Origin of the sequence: Methylocaldum sp. GT1BB (assembly GCF_051027545.1) — a bacterium.
In the GTDB taxonomy this organism is placed as follows: domain Bacteria; phylum Pseudomonadota; class Gammaproteobacteria; order Methylococcales; family Methylococcaceae; genus Methylocaldum.
Genome location: NZ_CP194902.1, coordinates 343936 through 360959 on the forward strand (window position 1 = coordinate 343936; position 17024 = coordinate 360959).

The following is a 17024-nucleotide window of genomic DNA, read 5'->3' on the forward strand; positions in this document are numbered from 1 at the left end:
TAAGAATCGGCTTCCCTGCCGCATTTCGATAAGGATTTAACACCGATCGTTCGCCTGGACCTGACCAGTCCAGAGAGAAAAGGAATCAGCCAGCGGCCTGCGCCGCCCTCATGAAATAAATCGGCAGAACGTCGTCTTCCATGTAAGTCACCGATTCCCAGGCATCCCTTTGCTTGAGCAGCTCCATCAGCAGTCGATTGTTCAAACCATGGCCGGATTTATGGCCGGTAAACGAACCGATCAGACTGTGTCCGAGGAGATAAAGGTCCCCGATCGCATCCAGGATCTTGTGTTTTACGAACTCGTCGGCGTAACGCAACCCATCTTCGTTCAAGACGCGGTAGTTATCCACCACTATCGCATTATCCATGCTGCCTCCCAGGGCCAGCCTGCGTTTGCGCAAGGCTTCGATATCGCGCATAAAGCCAAAGGTCCTCGCTCGACTCACTTCCTTAACAAAAGATGTCGATGAAAAATCGATGCTGGCCGTTTGCACATCCTTGCGAAAAGCCGGATGTTCGAAATCGATCGTAAAGGTGACTTTAAAGCCGTCATAAGGCTCAAAACTAGCCCACTTATCACCGTCTTCAACCCTAAGTTTGCGCTTTATCCGAATAAAACGCTTCGGTGCGTTTTGCTCCTCCACGCCCGCCGACTGAATGAGAAACACGAATGGGCCGGCGCTGCCGTCCATAATGGGTACCTCCGGCGCGCTCACATCGACATAGGCATTGTCGATTCCGAGCCCGGCGAACGCCGATAGGAGATGCTCGACGGTGGAAATCTTCACGTCCCCCTTGACGAGGGTTGTCGATAGGGTGGTTTCGCCGACATTTTCCGGCCTTGCCTCGATGATGACGGGTTCAGGCAAGTCCACGCGCCGGAATACAATACCCGCGTTAGGAGCAGCCGGACGGAGGGTCAGATAGACCTTCTCTCCGGTGTGCAACCCGACTCCGGTACCTCTAATAACGTTCTTTAGTGTTCTTTGCCTGATCATTCGACTCACCTATCTTGTCTGACTATCCCCAAAAATCCCTCATATAGCCCTGCACAGTTTAAACCGCCCAAGCATACGAACTACGCAGGGCTCAGACCAGTGGGGGCGGACCGAAGCGTCCTCGCTACTTTCTTAATCGGCCTGACGGCGCAAGAACGCCGGAATATCTAAGTAATCGAGATCCATATCCTTCTTCGCTTCCGCCCGAACATCATGCTTGGGCTGCTTGCGAATTACAGTCGGACGCTGCAATTGATCATAATCGATCTCACCCGTGTGCTTATGCACCAACTTGATCGTCGCTTCGTTCGCCTGCCGCTGGTTGTTTAGTCCCGTCGCCACCACCGTAACGCGCACTTCATCGTCCAGCTCCGGATCGATGGCCGTACCAATCACGACGACCGCGTCATCCGAAGCGAAGTCTCTTATGGCGTCGCCCACCTCGCTGAACTCGCCGATCGAGAGAGTTTGGCAGGCCGTAACGTTGACCAGAACGCCACGCGCGCCCTGAAGATTGATGTCTTCGAGCAAGGGACTGGCGATGGCTTTTTCGGCTGCCTGGCGGGCACGGTGCTCGCCGGTACCCACACCGGTACCCATCATCGCCATGCCCATCTCGGACATTACCGTACGCACATCGGCGAAGTCCACGTTGATGAGCCCCGGCCGGGTAATGAGATCGGCGATGCCCTGCACCGCGCCGAGCAGGACATCGTTCGCGGCAGCGAAGGCATTGATCAAGCTGACGTCTTTGCCCAATACCGGCAACAGCTTCTCGTTCGGAATCGTAATCAGCGAATCGACGAATTGACCGAGCTCCTCGATGCCTCTTTCCGCCACGCTACGCCGTTTCTTGCCTTCGAACGGAAACGGTTTGGTGACCACGGCAACCGTAAGAATACCCGCTTCCTTGGCAATCTCGGCAATCACCGGAGCCGCTCCAGTCCCGGTTCCGCCGCCCATGCCGGCGGTAATAAACACCATGTCCGCACCTTCCAGAACTTCCATGATGCGATCGCGATCATCCAAGGCGGCCTGTCGGCCGATTTCCGGATTCGCTCCCGCTCCAAGCCCCTTGGTCAGTGCATTTCCCAGCTGAATGACCGACTTGGCCCGAATGTTCTTCAAAGCTTGCGCATCGGTATTGGCGCATATGAATTCAACGCCCTCGACATGGCTGTTGACCATGTGGTTGAGAGCATTTCCACCACCGCCCCCGACGCCAATTACCTTGATAACCGCGTTTTGGCTATAAGAATCCACTAGTTCGAATTGCATTGTTTCCACCCCGTCTTAACTGCATTTCCACTCCGGGGAATTTTCGATCCTAAAAATTACCCGTGAACCAACTCTTCATCCTTGCCCACAACCCTTTAAAGCCCGTTCCCAAGGGCATATACCTCCCCGCCAGCGTCTGGTGCTGCTTGCCGAATAGAAGCAGTCCGACGCCCGTCGCGTAAATCGGATTTCGAACCACATCGGTCAGACCGGTGACATACTGCGGCAAACCCAGGCGTACCGGCATGTGGAAAATTTCTTCCGCCAACTCCACCAATCCCTCGACCTTGGCGCTGCCGCCACTCAGCACAATTCCCGCCGCGATCAAGTCCTCGAAACCGCTCCGACGCAGCTCTTGCTGCACCAGCAACAGCAGCTCCTCGTAGCGAGGCTCGACGATTTCAGCCAAATTCAAGCGGGAAATCTGGCGCGCCGGCCTGTCGCCGATACTGGGCACCTCGATGGTGTCCTCCAGCTTGGCCAATTGGGTTAACGCACAAGCGTGTTTGATCTTGATTTCTTCGGCGAACTGGGTCGGCGTCCTAAGCGCCACCGCGATGTCGTTGGTTACCTGATCTCCGGCAATAGGAATGACGGCCGTATGGCGAATGGCTCCGTCGGTGAATACGGCCACATCGGTGGTTCCTCCACCGATGTCTACTAAGCATACGCCGAGATCCTTCTCATCTTCGGTCAGCACCGCCGTGCAAGACGCAAGCTGTTCCAGGATGATGTCCTCGACGTCCAGGCCGCAGCGACGAATACATTTGATGATGTTCTGCGCCGCACTGACCGCGCCGGTTACGATATGCACCCGTGCTTCGAGACGGATTCCCGACATGCCGACCGGTTCCTTGATACCTTCCTGCCTATCGATCACGAACTCCTGCGGCAGGATGTGAAGGATTTTCTGATCCGCCGGGATGGCAACCGCGCGCGCCGAATCGATTACGCGATCCACGTCGCTCTGGGTTACTTCCTTCTCCTTGATGGCGACGATGCCGTGCGAATTCATGCTGCTGATATGGCTGCCCGCGATGCCCGCATAGACCGACTGAATCCGGCATCCCGCCATCAATTCGGCTTCCTCGACGGCACGCTGGATCGATTGAACCGTGGTCTCCAGGTTGACCACCACACCCTTTTTCAGGCCGCGGGACGGATGGGTACCGATACCGACCACCTCGATTTCACCGTCCTCGTTTATCTCACCGACGATGCAAGCCACCTTGGAGGTACCGATATCCAAGCCAACGATGAGATTCCGATCTGATTTTCTAGCCATTGCAATGAATCTTTGTTTTTAATTCACGTCAGGTATATATCCTGCTCCGAATTCGGCCGCGCGCGATGCAATCGGGTTGGGCCAGAGAAACAAGATCCGCTTGGGATTGCGGTCTGAAAATCACTGCAAACCCGTTCGGATAGCGCAAGTCCACTTTCTGGAGCGCCGCAATTCGCGCTTCGCCCAAGCGCGGCAATAACGTCAGCAAACGTTCCAGCGCAAGAGCCGGATCTTGTTTTCCGAACTCGATTTCCACGCCACTGGCCAGACGAGCGCTCCACGCCCGCCGCCCCGTGAGCTTCAAGGAATCGATTCGCATACCTTTCTGCTTTAACTTCCCGTTCAATAGATAAAGCATGCTCAAAAGCTGCTTTTCCTGTCCCGGTGGGCCGTCGAGGATCGGCAACTTCACATAGGACTGGACGTTTCCGGGCGAAAACCGCCCCCCGCGATCGTTGATCAGCCCACCGTCGCTGGTGCGGGCAACCGGTTTTTGCTCAACGACTTTCAGCAGCAAGGTATCGGGCCAGAGCCGAGCAACCTGAACGCTGTCTAACCAAGGAAATGATTTGGCGGCTTCTTCAATGCCATGCGTATCCACTAGAAAATATCCGACCTGGGTCAACGGCAGCAAAGTCCTCGTGAACTCTGCCGCATCGAGATTCCGAATCTCCCCCTCCACGCGCACATAACGTATGGGCATGAAACCCTTGATCTGCCCGAGATCGACACTCATGGCAGCCAGACCGCAGAGAGCCACGACCCCAAAAAAGAACAATGCCCTGACGGGCACCGCTTTAGGCCTCGGCATCGCCCTCTCCGCGACGCGGGAAGCTCGTTTCCAATATTCGCCACGTCAAGTCCTCGAACGATAAGCCCGCCACTTTCGCCGCCATCGGAACCAAGCTGTGGTCGGTCATGCCGGGAACCGTGTTGACCTCGATCAACCACGGCTGGTTATCTTGATCGACCAAAAGATCCACCCGAGCCCAGCCGGTCACGCCGAGCGTATCGCAAGCTTGTAGAGCCAATTTCTGGAGAGCGGCCTCCTCTTCACGGGGAAGTCCGGCCGGACAGTGATAACGAGTGGTCTCGGCGCGATATTTGGCATCGAAATCGTAAAAAGAATGGGGCGTTTCCAAGCGAATCAACGGCAACGGCTCGCCGTCGAGCACGCCGGCTGTATATTCCCGACCGACAATCCAAGCCTCCGCAAAAACCGCGCAATTATAGTGTGAAGCGCGTTCCCATGCTTCCATTAATTCGATTTTATTTTCGGCCCGCCCCATTCCGATGCTGGAACCCTCTTGAGCGGGTTTCACGATGACCGGGAATCCCAGCAGATCGGCGCACCGGTCTACGTCCTCCGGCCCTTGAAGTTTCATCCAGCGCGGCGTCGGCAATCCCGCTCCGAGCCAGCACAGCTTGGTCCTGAGCTTGTCCATGCTCAAGGCCGACGGCAGGACACCGCTTCCGGTGTAGGGCAGTCCCAAGGCTTCCAGAGCCCCTTGAAGAACGCCGTCTTCGCCACCCCTTCCATGGATCACGTTGAACACGCGGTCAAAATGTTGTTCGAGCAGCGGCTGTATCGGATTTCTCGTTACATCTATGCCGACCGCATCGATGTTATTTTTCAACAAGGCCGCCAAAACCGCCTGACCGCTCTTCAAAGAAATTTCGCGCTCCGCGGCGGCACCGCCCATCAACACGGCAACACGTCCAAATTCAGCCGATTTCAGGATTCGCTTGCTCATTCAATCTCTCCTCGTCGATTTTTCGCCCACGATCCGAACTTCGGGAATCAAGTGCTGCCCGAATGTCTGCTCAACGGTCGTCTGGACGAACCCTATCAGAGCCTCGATATCGGCCGCCCTGGCCGCACCCGTGTTAATGATGAAATTGGCGTGTTTTTCGGAAACGCATGCATCGCCCATGCGATACCCCTTGAGCCCGCAGGCTTCGATAAGGCGCGCAGCATGATCGCCCACCGGGTTCCGGAACACCGAGCCGCAATTCGGCAGATTGATGGGCTGCGATGCGCTTCGTTTAGCCAGCAACGCCCGGATTCGTTCGCGGCTGGCAACCGCATCACCAGACTGAAGCCGGAGCTCACAAGCCAAAAACCATTCGTTCTCTGGCCCCTTCACGCTGCGGTAGCCAACGAGAAAGTCGCCCCCGCTGCGGTCCCGCAACGTACCGGAACGGTCGACCGTCACCACCCGCGCCACCAGGGGCCATGTCTCGCCGCCGAATGCCCCGGCATTCATTGCAAGGGCGCCGCCCATGGTGCCCGGAATTCCCGCCAGGAATTCGGCGCCGGTCAGTTCCTGTTCGGAACAAAATCTGGCCACGTGAGCGCAAGGCACGCCCACCTCGGCATAAATGCGTCCGGAACCTGAACGCCGAAGTACTCTCAAACGATTTCGGGTACAGATAACCGTACCTCTGATTCCGCCGTCCCGAACCAGCAGATTACTGCCCAGGCCCAGCCAGAAAACCGGTTCATTGGGAGGCAGCGAACGCAAAAACAGAACCAAATCGTCCGCGTCGGCCGGCAAGTAAAAGCGATCGGCCGGTCCACCGACGCGCCAGGAGGTGTGGTTCGCCAGTGGCTCGTTATAGCGCATCTCGCCCCTTAAACCGAGCGAACTGACCGCGCTTATCCCATCTTCGCAGACCGCAGTCACTGGATTGCTCCGACCGGCATGTCGGTCAAGCACAACGGCAATTCGACAGCAACTTGCCCGATGCTTCCGGCCCCGAGCGTCAAAACGACATCGCCCGGCTCGACTATGCCCGGAAGGATTTCAGCCAGGTCGCTTACCTTTTCGACGAAAACCGGATCGATCTGGCCTCGCACCCGGATCGCCCTCGATAATGCCCGCCCGTCCGCGCCGATTACCGGCGCTTCGCCGGCGGCATAGACATCGAGTAGCACCAGAACGTCGGTTTTGGACAGAACCTGCACAAAATCCTCGAACAGATCGCGCGTCCGCGTATAGCGATGCGGCTGAAACACCAATACCAGCCGCCGGTCCGGCCAGGCTTGGCGCGCCGAGTCGAGGGTCGCCGCAATCTCTCGCGGGTGATGCCCGTAGTCGTCGACGAAAGTGACGAAGGAGCCGCCGAAAGGTACCTCGGCATTGATCTGAAAACGCCGTCCAATACCCCGAAATCCCAGCAAAGCACGCTGTATGATCTCGTCGGAAATACCCAATTCTCCAGCGATGGCAATTACTGATAATGAATTCAATATGTTATGCCGCCCCGGGAGATTTAGGCTCACGTCGAGCGGTTCATCGCACCCCGACCTAAGCACCGAAAAATGCGAACGCAATCCGTCTTGACGGATATTCACGGCCCGGATGTCGGCTTCCGGACTGAAACCGTAGGTTTTCATCGGCTTACTGATTTCCGGCAGAATATCCCTGACGCCCGGATCGTCCAGACACAGCACGGCCAGACCGTAGAACGGCACATGATGCAAGAATTCGACGAAGGCCCTCTTCAGTCTGCTGAAATCACCGCTATAGGTCTCCATGTGGTCCCGGTCGATATTGGTGACCACGGCAATCATGGGCTGCAAATATAAGAAAGAGGCATCGCTCTCGTCCGCCTCGGCGACAAGATAGGAGCCTTTGCCGAGCTGAGCGTTGGTGCCTACGCTGTTGAGGCGCCCTCCGATAACGAATGTAGGATCGAGTCCGGCTTCGGCAAGTACGCTGGATGTCAGGCTGGTCGTCGTGGTCTTGCCGTGGGTGCCGGCTACGGCGATGCCGTAGCGGAACCGCATCAGTTCGGCGAGCATCTCCGCCCGCGAAATGACCGGAATTTTCTGGGAACGTGCAGCATCGACTTCCACGTTGGATCGATTGACGGCACTGGATACGACCACGACCTCGGATTCCGCGATATGCACGGGCGCATGACCGAAGAATATTTTCGCGCCGAGTTCAGCCAAGCGCCGTGTATTGGCATTTTCATTAAGATCCGAGCCCGAGACCTGATACCCGAGATTTAGAAGAACCTCGGCAATGCCGCACATGCCGGTGCCGCCGATCCCGACGAAGTGAATCCGACGGATGCGGTTCATGCCGTATTGTCCCGCGATTTGCTCAGGCAGCTTCACGGTCGACCTCATTCAGGCAGATTTCGGCTACCACCTGGGCCGCATCCGGCTTCGCCAGGGCCGATGCGCGCTCCGCCATGGCCTTCAGTCGGGCCGGTTCCTGCATCAGGGCGGTGATTTCTTCGGCAAGACGCTCCGCGGACAGCTCGGCCTGAGGAATCAGCACGGCCGCTCCATTATCGACGAGGTACCGGGCATTGTGAGTCTGATGATCGTCTATGGCGTATGGATACGGAACCAAGATCGACGGCAACCCCGCCGCGGTCAGCTCACTGATCGTCATCGCTCCCGAACGGCAAACCACCAAATCTGCCCAGGCGTAAGCCTCGGCCATGTCCTCGACAAATGCTTCGATCCGCGCCGACAGTCTCAATTGTGCGTACCGGACCGCTGTTTTTGCCCGCATCGCCTCTCCGGTCTGATGAAAAACGCGAATCGGCATCTCAACCCTCGCGAGGGCCTCCGGCACGATCTCGTTCAAAGCCCTGGCGCCTTGGCTACCTCCGAGAACCAAAATCTTAAGGGGCTCGTCCCATCCGGCCCCGATTTCTCGTTTAAGAAAAACAATTTCTTGCCGTACCGGATTTCCGGTACAGAGCGCTCCCAACTTGGGTGCGAAACTATCGGGAAAAGCTTCCAATACCACTTGCGCCCTCCGGGCGAGCCAGCGATTGGTAGTTCCTGGAATGCGGTTTTGCTCATGAAGCACCAAGGGGATACCCAGCAGACGCGCCATAAGCCCCCCCGGCCCCGAGACGAATCCCCCCATCCCGAGAACCACGCTCGGCTTGACGCGACGCAAAATGAACAATGCCTGCAAGCAAGCTTTCGTCAGCATGAACGGAAAACTCAACTTGGCTAACCAGCCCTTGCCGCGCAAACCTGACACCGACAACCATTCCACGGGGATACCGGCCGCCGGCACGACTCGAGCCTCCAACCCGGACCGAGTCCCCATCCAGACTACCTCGTGCCCCCGTGCCAAAAGCTCCCGCGCGACCGCCAAGGCCGGATACACATGACCGCCGGTACCGCCGGCCATGATCATCAGACGTGCGCCCATTTGGCCCTAACCCTGGGCGCCGCGGCATAAGCCTCGAGGGCTTCGCTCCGAACCCGAAATAAAAGTCCTAATGCCGCACACATAACCATCATGCTTCCGCCGCCGTAACTCATCAGCGGCAAGGTCAGTCCTTTCGTGGGCAACATGCCCATATTCACTCCCATATTGATAAACGATTGAAGTCCAAACCAAATACCGATGCCGTAAGCAACGAACGCACCAAAGCGGTTCTCAGCCCGGTCGGCCAGCTGACCTATTACGAGCGCACGCCAAACAATCAGCATAAACAGCGAGATAACAGCGGTGGTACCGACCAATCCCAACTCTTCGCCAATGATGGAAAAGAGAAAGTCGGTATGCGCCTCCGGCAAATAAAACAGCTTTTGCACGCTCGAACCCAAACCCACCCCGGTCCACTCGCCGCGACCGAACGCGATCAGGGCCTGGGTAAGCTGAAAACCGGTATCGAGCGGATGTTCCCAGGGATTGGTAAAACTGAGTACGCGCTTCAAACGGTATTCAGCGCTGTAAATCAGCCCAACCCCGGCAAATGTCATTAGGCCGAGCAGTACGCCGAACTGCCATAATCTCGCACCACCCAGAAACAACATGCCCAGTGCCGTCGCCATGACTACCGCAGTCGCACCGAAGTCGGGCTCCAGGAGCAGCAGTAATGCACCTATGGATAGCAGCGCCAGAGGCCGGATCATTCCTTGAACCGAGTCGCGCACCGTGCGGAGATGACGGTGGATATAGCTTGCCGTATAAATGACGGCGATGAGCTTGAATACCTCGGAAACCTGAACCCGTATGCCGAATAAGTTGATCCAGCGCGAACTCCCGTTCACGACCTTGCCGACGCCGGGCATCAAAACCACGACCAGTAGAACGAGCCCAAACAGGAACAAGCTCAACGACGATTTCTGCCATGACTCTAACTTGACCGAGGCGACGGCGCAACCGGCGCAAAGACCGAGAGCGATGTGGACTAGCTGGTGTCGGGGGAAATAAAAACTGTCCTCGGCGAGTTTCTCCCCGAGGTGCAGAGAGGCCGAGGCAACCATTACGAAACCGAGGAGCAGAAGCCCTAAGGACGCAACCAATAAGACAGTGTCCAAATAAAAGCGCCGGTCCCCCCAATGCAGCACCAACCCGCGCCCGCGGACTGTCACTTTCGCCCTCATGGCGAAAGCCCCATGACTTCTTCCGTGAACACCCGTCCCCTTTCCTGATAGTCCTTGTATTGATCGAGGCTGGCACATGCCGGAGCCAGCAGAACCGAATCGCCACGCTGCGCCAAGGACCGTGCAGCCCGGACCGCCTGACGCATATTTTCGACGCGGACCGTGGGAACGACATCTCTCAACGCCGTTTCCAACAACGGGGCGTCTTTGCCCATCAGCACCGCCGCCCGCACCTTTTCGGCGACTACGGGTCTGAGTACGGAGAATTCTGCATCCTTACCATCCCCCCCCGCAATCAGTATTGCCTTGGAATGCAACCCGGCCAAGGCCGCCATGCACGCACCGACGTTGGTGGCTTTGGAGTCGTTAATCCACGTGACGCCGTCGATTTCCGCCACCGTTTGCATGCGATGCGCCAGCCCCTCAAACTTTTCGAGCGCATTGATCATGGCCGCTTGCGACAAGCCGATCGCTTCTCCCAGCGCGACGGCCGCCAGGGCGTTGGATACATTATGGCGTCCTTGAATACCGATTTTCTCAGTCCGGATCAGCGGCTCGCCGTGACTTGTCAGCCACTCCGCTCCGTCGGCGACCGAAATGCCGTAATCGACACCCGACTCTCGCAAGCCGAACCACACACAGCGTCGATCCGGTTCCACCATCGCCGCAACCATAGGATCGTCGCGATTCAGCACCATTACGCCCTGCCCGCGAAAAATTCGTCGCTTGGCATCGGCATAAGCCTGGATGTCCGGATAGCGATCCATATGATCGGGGCTGATGTTGAGAACGGTCGCTGCGTCCGGCCTTAAAAGCGAGGAACGCTCCAACTGAAAGCTCGACAGCTCTAGAACGTAAAGCTCCGCTCGGTCGTCCAGAAGCTCCAGCATCGGTGTACCGAGATTCCCCCCCACTCGCACATTCCTGCCGTCGGCTTCCGCCATCAGGCCGACTAGTGTCGTTACGGTACTTTTGCCGTTCGCTCCCGTGATCGCCAGAATGGGCGCTTTCGCCATGCATGCGAAAAGATCGAGATCGCCGAATACCGGTATCTTCCGCCGTTGAGCCTCCTTGATTTTCGGCTGGTCCAACGGCACGCCCGGGCTAACGATCAAATGGGTAGCGGCCGAGAATGCCGCACTGTGAAGGCCGCCCAGAAAGACTCCGGCGTCGGGGCAAGTCTCGCGCAATTCTGCCAGACACGGGGGCCATTCCCGAGTATCGGTCACCGCAAATTCGATACCTTGGCCTGCCAGAAAACGCGCTACCGAAAGACCGGTCTTGCCCAACCCGAAAATCAGAACACGCGCGGAGCGGCGGTCCAATCCGAGTTTGTCCAATGGATTTACGGCATCAAGATAAACCTCTGCGTTTGCCGCCATCTTTCACCTCAACTTCAAGGTCGCGAGTCCAATCAAGACCAGAATCACGGTGATGATCCAAAAGCGTACGATCACGCGCGGTTCCGGCCATCCCTTTAACTCGAAATGATGATGAATAGGTGCCATGCGAAAAATACGGCGACCGGTGAGCTTGAATGAAATGACCTGAAGCATCACCGATAAGGTCTCCATGACGAACACGCCGCCCATGATCATCAGCACGATCTCTTGCCGGACCAAAACAGCGAGTGTTCCGAGAGCGGCGCCCAGCGCCAGGGCACCAACATCGCCCATGAAGACCTGAGCCGGATAAGCGTTGAACCAAAGAAATCCGAGCCCGGCCCCCACCAAGGCGCCGCAAAATACCACCAACTCGCCCGCCTTGGGTATAAAAGGAATGCCCAAGTATTCCGCGAAGTTCACGTTGCCCGAGACGTAGGCAAAGATGCCGAGAGCACCACCCACGAGCACCGTCGGCATGATGGCGAGGCCGTCGAGGCCATCGGTCAGGTTCACCGCATTGCTCGAACCTACGATCACGAAATAGGCCAGAATTGGATAGGCGAAACCCAAGTTCAGCACAACCTGCTTGAAGAACGGCACAATGAACTGAGTCTCGGTCGAGACCGTGGCAGTGCCATAAAGAAACACCGCTGCCGCCATACCGACCACGGACTGCCAAAAGTACTTGTGTCGTGCGGCCAAGCCGTCGCTATTGCGCAGTACCAGCTTTTTGTAATCGTCGACGAAACCCACCAGGCCGAATGCCAGCGTGACCAGCAAAATGACCCACACATAGCGATTGCTGAGATCGGCCCAAAGCAGGGTGCTGATCGCTATCGACACCAGAATGAGCGCCCCGCCCATGGTCGGGGTTCCGGCTTTGGAAAAATGGCTCTGCGGCCCGTCGCTCCGGATACTCTGTCCGACTTTATATTTACTGAGGTGTCGGATCATCACCGGTCCGACAATGAATGAAATGATCAGGGCGGTTAACACGCCCAAAATGGCTCGTAACGTCAGATACTGAAAGACGCGAAAAACGTCGAAGTACTTTTGGAGAGCCTCTGCCAGTATCAGCAGCATAGATTGCTCCGCTCCCGCAATGCCTCTACTACCCGCTCCATATGTTGACTGCGTGAACCTTTAATCAATAACACAACGTTCTCGTTAATCTGCTGTCGTATTTGTTCAATCAACTGGTCCTGCTCTTGGCAATACAGAGCACCTTCGCCGAAAGACTCCGCCGCCCGGTCCGCATTCGGGCCCACGGCAAATAACCGAGCCACGCCCATCGCTTTCGCTTGGCGGCCGATCTCGGCGTGCAACTCCGCGCTCGCCTCACCCAGTTCGCCGAATGCGCCCAAGGCAACCCAGTGCTCGCCCGAAAGCTGCCGTAGCACATTTAGAGCGGCCCGAAAGGAATTGGGATTGGCGTTGTAGGCATCGTTAATCAACAAGGATCCTCGAATGCCGTTTGCCGGCTCGACGCGCCCCGGCACCGGAACAACGCGGGAAAGCCCTGTCCGTATCTGTTCGATATCGAAACCCAGTGCGTAAGCCACCGCTGCCGCCGCTAGCGCATTCGTCACGTTATGATTTCCAGCCAAGGACAAAGCCAGAGGATAACGGCCTCCTTGATATAGAAGATCGAAGGACGAGCGGAACTTACCGTCGCTTATGCCCGTTCGTATGGAATCCGCATCGGCGCGTACCACAGCATCGGGGCCGAAGCCGAAACTGATGACCTCCCGGGAGCCGGCCATTTCGCGCCAGCGTCCGAAGAAACGATCGTCCGCGTTGAGCACGGCGGTACCGTCCGGCCCGAGTGAAGCAATCAATTCTCCTTTTGCTGACGCCACACCCTCGAGCGAGCCGAAACCTTCCAGATGCGCCGCTCCGGCATTGGAAATTACGGCGACGTCCGGTTTCGCCAATCCGGCGACGTAAGCAATCTCGCCCGGATGATTCGCACCCATTTCTATTGCTGCAAAACGGTATTCGTCCGCCAGCCGCAACAACATCAAAGGAACACCGATATCATTATTGAGGTTGCCCTGCGTCTTGAGCACCGGTGCGGCAACTCCCAGGATGGCCGCAACCATCTCTTTGACGGTCGTTTTTCCGTTGCTGCCGGTGATGCCGACTAAACGACCGGTCCAACGATCGCGGCAAGCCGCCGAAAACCGTCCGAGCGCTATTCGTCCGTCTTCGACCCTCACTTGTGGCAATTCGCAATCGGTCCAGCGCTCGACCACTGCTCCACAGGCACCCGCCGATTTCGCTTGGGCGACGAACTCGTTGCCGTCGAACCGGGCTCCGCGAATAGCCAGATAGAGATCACCGGGCTTCAAAGAGCGGGTATCGATACTTAGATTCTCGAATGCCACATCGTCGCCATGCCGCTCACCGCCGACAATCGTGCTGAATTCGGAAAGACGCATCTTCATCTCGGCAACTCCAGTGCGGAAAGGATTTCCATTACCACTTCGCGATCACTGAAAGGATATTTCTGGCCTTGAATTTCTTGGGTGTCTTCGTGTCCTTTTCCAGCTACCAGAACGATGTCGCCGACAGCCGCCCGTTCGAGTGCCCAGGCGATGGCTTCACGGCGATCGCGGATCGTGACGGTATTACCGAGACGACAACCGGACCGAATATCCCGGATGATCTGGTCGCCATTCTCGGAGCGGGGATTGTCATCGGTCAATACGACGCCGTCGGCCAGATCTTCTGCGACGGCACCCATCAGCGGCCGCTTGCCGCGGTCGCGGTCGCCGCCACACCCGAAAACCACCCACAACTTTCCTTCGCAATGCCGACGCAAGCTCCTCAAAACACTGGCAAGGGCATCGGGGGTATGGGCGTAATCCACGACAGCGGTCCGCCCTCGCTCGGAAAATCGTTCCATGCGTCCGGGCACGGGGCGAACATTCTTGAGCAGTTCCGCTGCTTCGGGCAATTCGCAATCCAAACCAAGCAAAACGGCCAAGGAAGCAGCCAGATTTTCCACGTTGAAATCGCCGTAGACCGGTGCGAACACATCGGCAAGCTGCTGACGATACCGTGCCTGAAAAGCGATTCCTTGCGAATCTTGATGTACGACGCTTACGGAGACCACGGCTCCAGATTCGATTTTTCGCTCGCGCGAACTAAAAGCGACCAATTTTAGATGAGATGGTGCCCGGCTCAAAATGGCGTCGGCGATCGGATCATCGGCGTTGAAAACCGCGAATTCGAGCCCCGGCCAAGCCAGAAGACGTAACTTTGCTTCCAGATAGGCATCCATCGTACCGTGGTAATCCAGATGATCACGGCTGAAATTCGTGTATAGCGCCCCCTTGAAACGGACGCCGTTGAGTCGACCCTGAACCTGGCCGTGGGACGAGGCTTCCATGGCTATGAACTTGACGTCTCGGCCGTGCAGGCGAGCCAAAAGATCGTGAACTTCGATGGCGTCCGGCGTGGTGTGGTGAGTAATCTCGAGTGAGCCGGGCACCCCCCAGCCCAGAGTTCCGATTACGGCAGCCGGCGCTTTAGCCGAAAGTGCATCGGCGAGGAAGTGGCTACACGAGGTTTTGCCGTTGGTGCCGGTAATGCCGACAATGTCCAAGAACGCGGACGGCTCGCCGAAAAAACGATCCGCGATAAAGCCGATTTTTTGGTCGAGCGACTCGACCGGCATGCAGGGCATTCCGGCAATACCCCTTGCCAAAACATCGCCGTCATCCGCAGGATCATAAATGATGGCCGAACAACCTTGCCGAATCGCCTGTTCGGCATGGTGCATGCCATGCGAACGGTGTCCCGCCAGCGCCACGAAAAGATCGCCTGGACGAGTGCGCCGACTGTCATGACTGAGTCCGCCGACCTCAACCGAACGCGAAACGGGAGCATCGACAAAGCCGGACAATAAGGCATCCAGCCTATGCGCCCGAATCTGTGTTTCGACGGTCGTCATGCGGGCTCATCCTGCTGCGCGGCGAGGATTGGCATGATATCTCCCTGATCCGGGGCGATGTTCAACAATCGCAAAGCCCCCTCCATGACACGCGAGAAAACAGGCGCGGCCACCGCTCCGCCGTAATACTCGCCTGCTGACGGCTCATCGATCATGACCACCATGACTAGGCGTGGCTTGCTTGCGGGCGCCATTCCCGCGAAAACCGACAAATAACGCGAAGATGAGTAGCCGCCCACCCCGCTTTTCTTGACCGTCCCGGTCTTGCCGGCCACGCGAAAGCCTGGAATGGCAGCCTTCAGCGCGGTCCCTTCACGGGTCACGACTTGCTCCAGCATTGCGCGCACGCCGCCAGCGGTCTGGGCCGACATGATCCGATGCAATTCGGGTGAGTTGTTTCGCTTGACCAGACTTACCATGGGCATCACCCCGTCATTGGCCAAGGACAGGTAAGCTCTCGCGAGCTGTAACGTCGAGGCGGATACGCCATAACCAAAGGACAAGGTCGCCTGTTCGAACGGACTCCAGCCTTGATAGTCCGCAAGGCGACCATTGGCCTCACCGGGAAAACCGGTCTCCAAAGGTTGGCCGAAACCTAGATTGTTATAGAACGCCCAGAACTTTTTCGAAGGCAAGTTGAGCGCGATCTTGGTGACGCCCACGTTGCTCGACTTTTGAAGGACATGCGCAACATCGAGAACGCCATAGTTGTGGATATCCTTGACGATGTTGTGTCCCACGCGCATCGTACCCGGCGCCGTATCGATTACGGTATCGGGGCGGTACAGTCCGAGCTCCAGGCCTAGGGCCACAACAAACGGTTTCATCGTCGAACCCGGCTCGTAAATATCGGTGATCGCCCGGTTGCGCGACGCACTGCCCTTGACCTGAGTACGGCTGTTGGGGTTGTAAGAAGGCTGATTGACGATCGCCAACACTTCACCCGTCTGAGTATCCAGCAACGCCAAAGAGCCGGAGCGCGCTTGATGCTGAAGTACGGCTTTCTTGAGTTCTCGATACGCTAAATATTGCAGGCGCTGATCGATGCTCAGAGCAAGATCCTTGCCGGGTACCGGCGGCCTGATGCTTTCCAAGTCTTCGATGACGCGCCGCTTGCCGTCACGGATTATCCGCTTGGCGCCCTCCACGCCCTTCAGCCAATCGTCGTAGGCCAATTCCATCGCCTCTTGGCCCTTGTCATCGATATTGGTAAAGCCGACCAGGTGAGCAGCCACTTCTCCGGTGGGATAGTACCGACGATATTCGCGCTCCGAATAAACACCCGCGATGCCCAGCGCAATCACCTGGTCGGCCAATTCTGGGCTTATCCTTCGCTTCAGATAAGCGAAACTGCGATGCTCGTCGCTTCCGACGTGTTTCTCGAGCGCGCCGGACGATAGGCCTAGAAGATCCGCCAAGGCTTTGCGCTTGTCCGCCGGAATCTGTGCCTCGCGGAACTCCTTCGGATTGACCCAGATGGATTTGACCGGCGTGCTGATGGCCAGCAACTCTCCGTTACGATCAAAAATCCGCCCCCGGTGCGCCGGCACCGGTAATATCCCGACGTGACGCAGATCGCCTTGACGTTTTAAGAATTGTCGATCCAACACCTGTAGGTAAACGGCGCGTCCGATCAAACCCGTCATGGCGACCAGCATAACGATCAACAGAAAATACCAGCGACCGCTGTAGTCTGCCTCATTTACCGGCCTGGGTTGGATAATCAACATATTTCGGTGCGA

14 protein-coding genes are annotated in these 17024 nt (G+C 57.2%); all 14 read right to left on the bottom strand.

The features are described from left to right. Window positions 1-85 precede the first annotated feature (85 nt). The gene (gene lpxC / locus ACR2TX_RS02785; protein ID WP_077728476.1) at window positions 86-1000 is read right to left on the bottom strand and encodes a UDP-3-O-acyl-N-acetylglucosamine deacetylase; all 915 of its coding nucleotides are present in this window, start codon (window positions 998-1000) and stop codon (window positions 86-88) included. A gap of 132 nt (window positions 1001-1132) precedes the next feature. Continuing rightward, the gene (ftsZ, locus tag ACR2TX_RS02790) at window positions 1133-2278 is read right to left on the bottom strand and encodes a cell division protein FtsZ (protein ID WP_077728477.1); all 1146 of its coding nucleotides are present in this window, start codon (window positions 2276-2278) and stop codon (window positions 1133-1135) included. A 49-nt stretch (window positions 2279-2327) separates the two neighbouring features. Then, window positions 2328-3563: a cell division protein FtsA gene (gene ftsA, locus ACR2TX_RS02795; RefSeq protein ID WP_077728478.1), complete on the bottom strand. Its 1236-nt coding sequence runs from the start codon at window positions 3561-3563 to the stop codon at window positions 2328-2330. Window positions 3564-3591: 28 nt separating this feature from the next. Beyond that, window positions 3592-4374 carry a cell division protein FtsQ/DivIB gene (locus ACR2TX_RS02800; protein ID WP_077728479.1) on the bottom strand — a complete coding sequence of 261 codons (783 nt, stop codon included), beginning with the start codon at window positions 4372-4374 and terminating at the stop codon, window positions 3592-3594. Continuing rightward, window positions 4361-5317: a D-alanine--D-alanine ligase gene (locus tag ACR2TX_RS02805; protein ID WP_077728480.1), complete on the bottom strand. Its 957-nt coding sequence runs from the start codon at window positions 5315-5317 to the stop codon at window positions 4361-4363. Before ACR2TX_RS02805 ends, ACR2TX_RS02800 begins: the two co-directional genes overlap by 14 nt. Beyond that, on the bottom strand, window positions 5318-6190 hold the full coding sequence (gene murB / locus ACR2TX_RS02810; protein ID WP_077728481.1) for a UDP-N-acetylmuramate dehydrogenase: 873 nt from the start codon (window positions 6188-6190) through the stop codon (window positions 5318-5320). Between the two features lie 56 nt (window positions 6191-6246). Next, complete coding sequence (gene murC / locus ACR2TX_RS02815) at window positions 6247-7656, bottom strand: UDP-N-acetylmuramate--L-alanine ligase (protein ID WP_434114240.1); 1410 nt, start codon at window positions 7654-7656, stop codon at window positions 6247-6249. A gap of 22 nt (window positions 7657-7678) precedes the next feature. Beyond that, the gene (gene murG, locus ACR2TX_RS02820) at window positions 7679-8755 is read right to left on the bottom strand and encodes an undecaprenyldiphospho-muramoylpentapeptide beta-N-acetylglucosaminyltransferase (RefSeq protein ID WP_077728483.1); all 1077 of its coding nucleotides are present in this window, start codon (window positions 8753-8755) and stop codon (window positions 7679-7681) included. After that, a complete protein-coding gene (ftsW, locus tag ACR2TX_RS02825) occupies window positions 8740-9939 on the bottom strand; it encodes a putative lipid II flippase FtsW (RefSeq protein WP_434131125.1) in 1200 nt (399 codons plus the stop codon). The genes murG and ftsW overlap by 16 nt, the downstream gene beginning before the upstream one ends. Then, a complete protein-coding gene (gene murD, locus ACR2TX_RS02830) occupies window positions 9936-11321 on the bottom strand; it encodes a UDP-N-acetylmuramoyl-L-alanine--D-glutamate ligase (protein WP_156880268.1) in 1386 nt (461 codons plus the stop codon). Before murD ends, ftsW begins: the two co-directional genes overlap by 4 nt. 3 nt (window positions 11322-11324) lie before the next feature. Further along, entirely contained in the window at window positions 11325-12407 is a 1083-nt protein-coding gene (gene mraY, locus ACR2TX_RS02835; protein ID WP_077728486.1) for a phospho-N-acetylmuramoyl-pentapeptide-transferase, read from the bottom strand. Further along, entirely contained in the window at window positions 12398-13771 is a 1374-nt protein-coding gene (locus ACR2TX_RS02840; protein ID WP_434131128.1) for a UDP-N-acetylmuramoyl-tripeptide--D-alanyl-D-alanine ligase, read from the bottom strand. Before ACR2TX_RS02840 ends, mraY begins: the two co-directional genes overlap by 10 nt. After that, window positions 13768-15282 (bottom strand): UDP-N-acetylmuramoyl-L-alanyl-D-glutamate--2,6-diaminopimelate ligase, encoded by a 1515-nt coding sequence (locus tag ACR2TX_RS02845; protein WP_156880272.1) that lies wholly within the window; start codon window positions 15280-15282, stop codon window positions 13768-13770. The genes ACR2TX_RS02840 and ACR2TX_RS02845 overlap by 4 nt, the downstream gene beginning before the upstream one ends. After that, window positions 15279-17012 carry a peptidoglycan D,D-transpeptidase FtsI family protein gene (locus tag ACR2TX_RS02850; protein ID WP_077728489.1) on the bottom strand — a complete coding sequence of 578 codons (1734 nt, stop codon included), beginning with the start codon at window positions 17010-17012 and terminating at the stop codon, window positions 15279-15281. Before ACR2TX_RS02850 ends, ACR2TX_RS02845 begins: the two co-directional genes overlap by 4 nt. Window positions 17013-17024 lie beyond the last annotated feature (12 nt).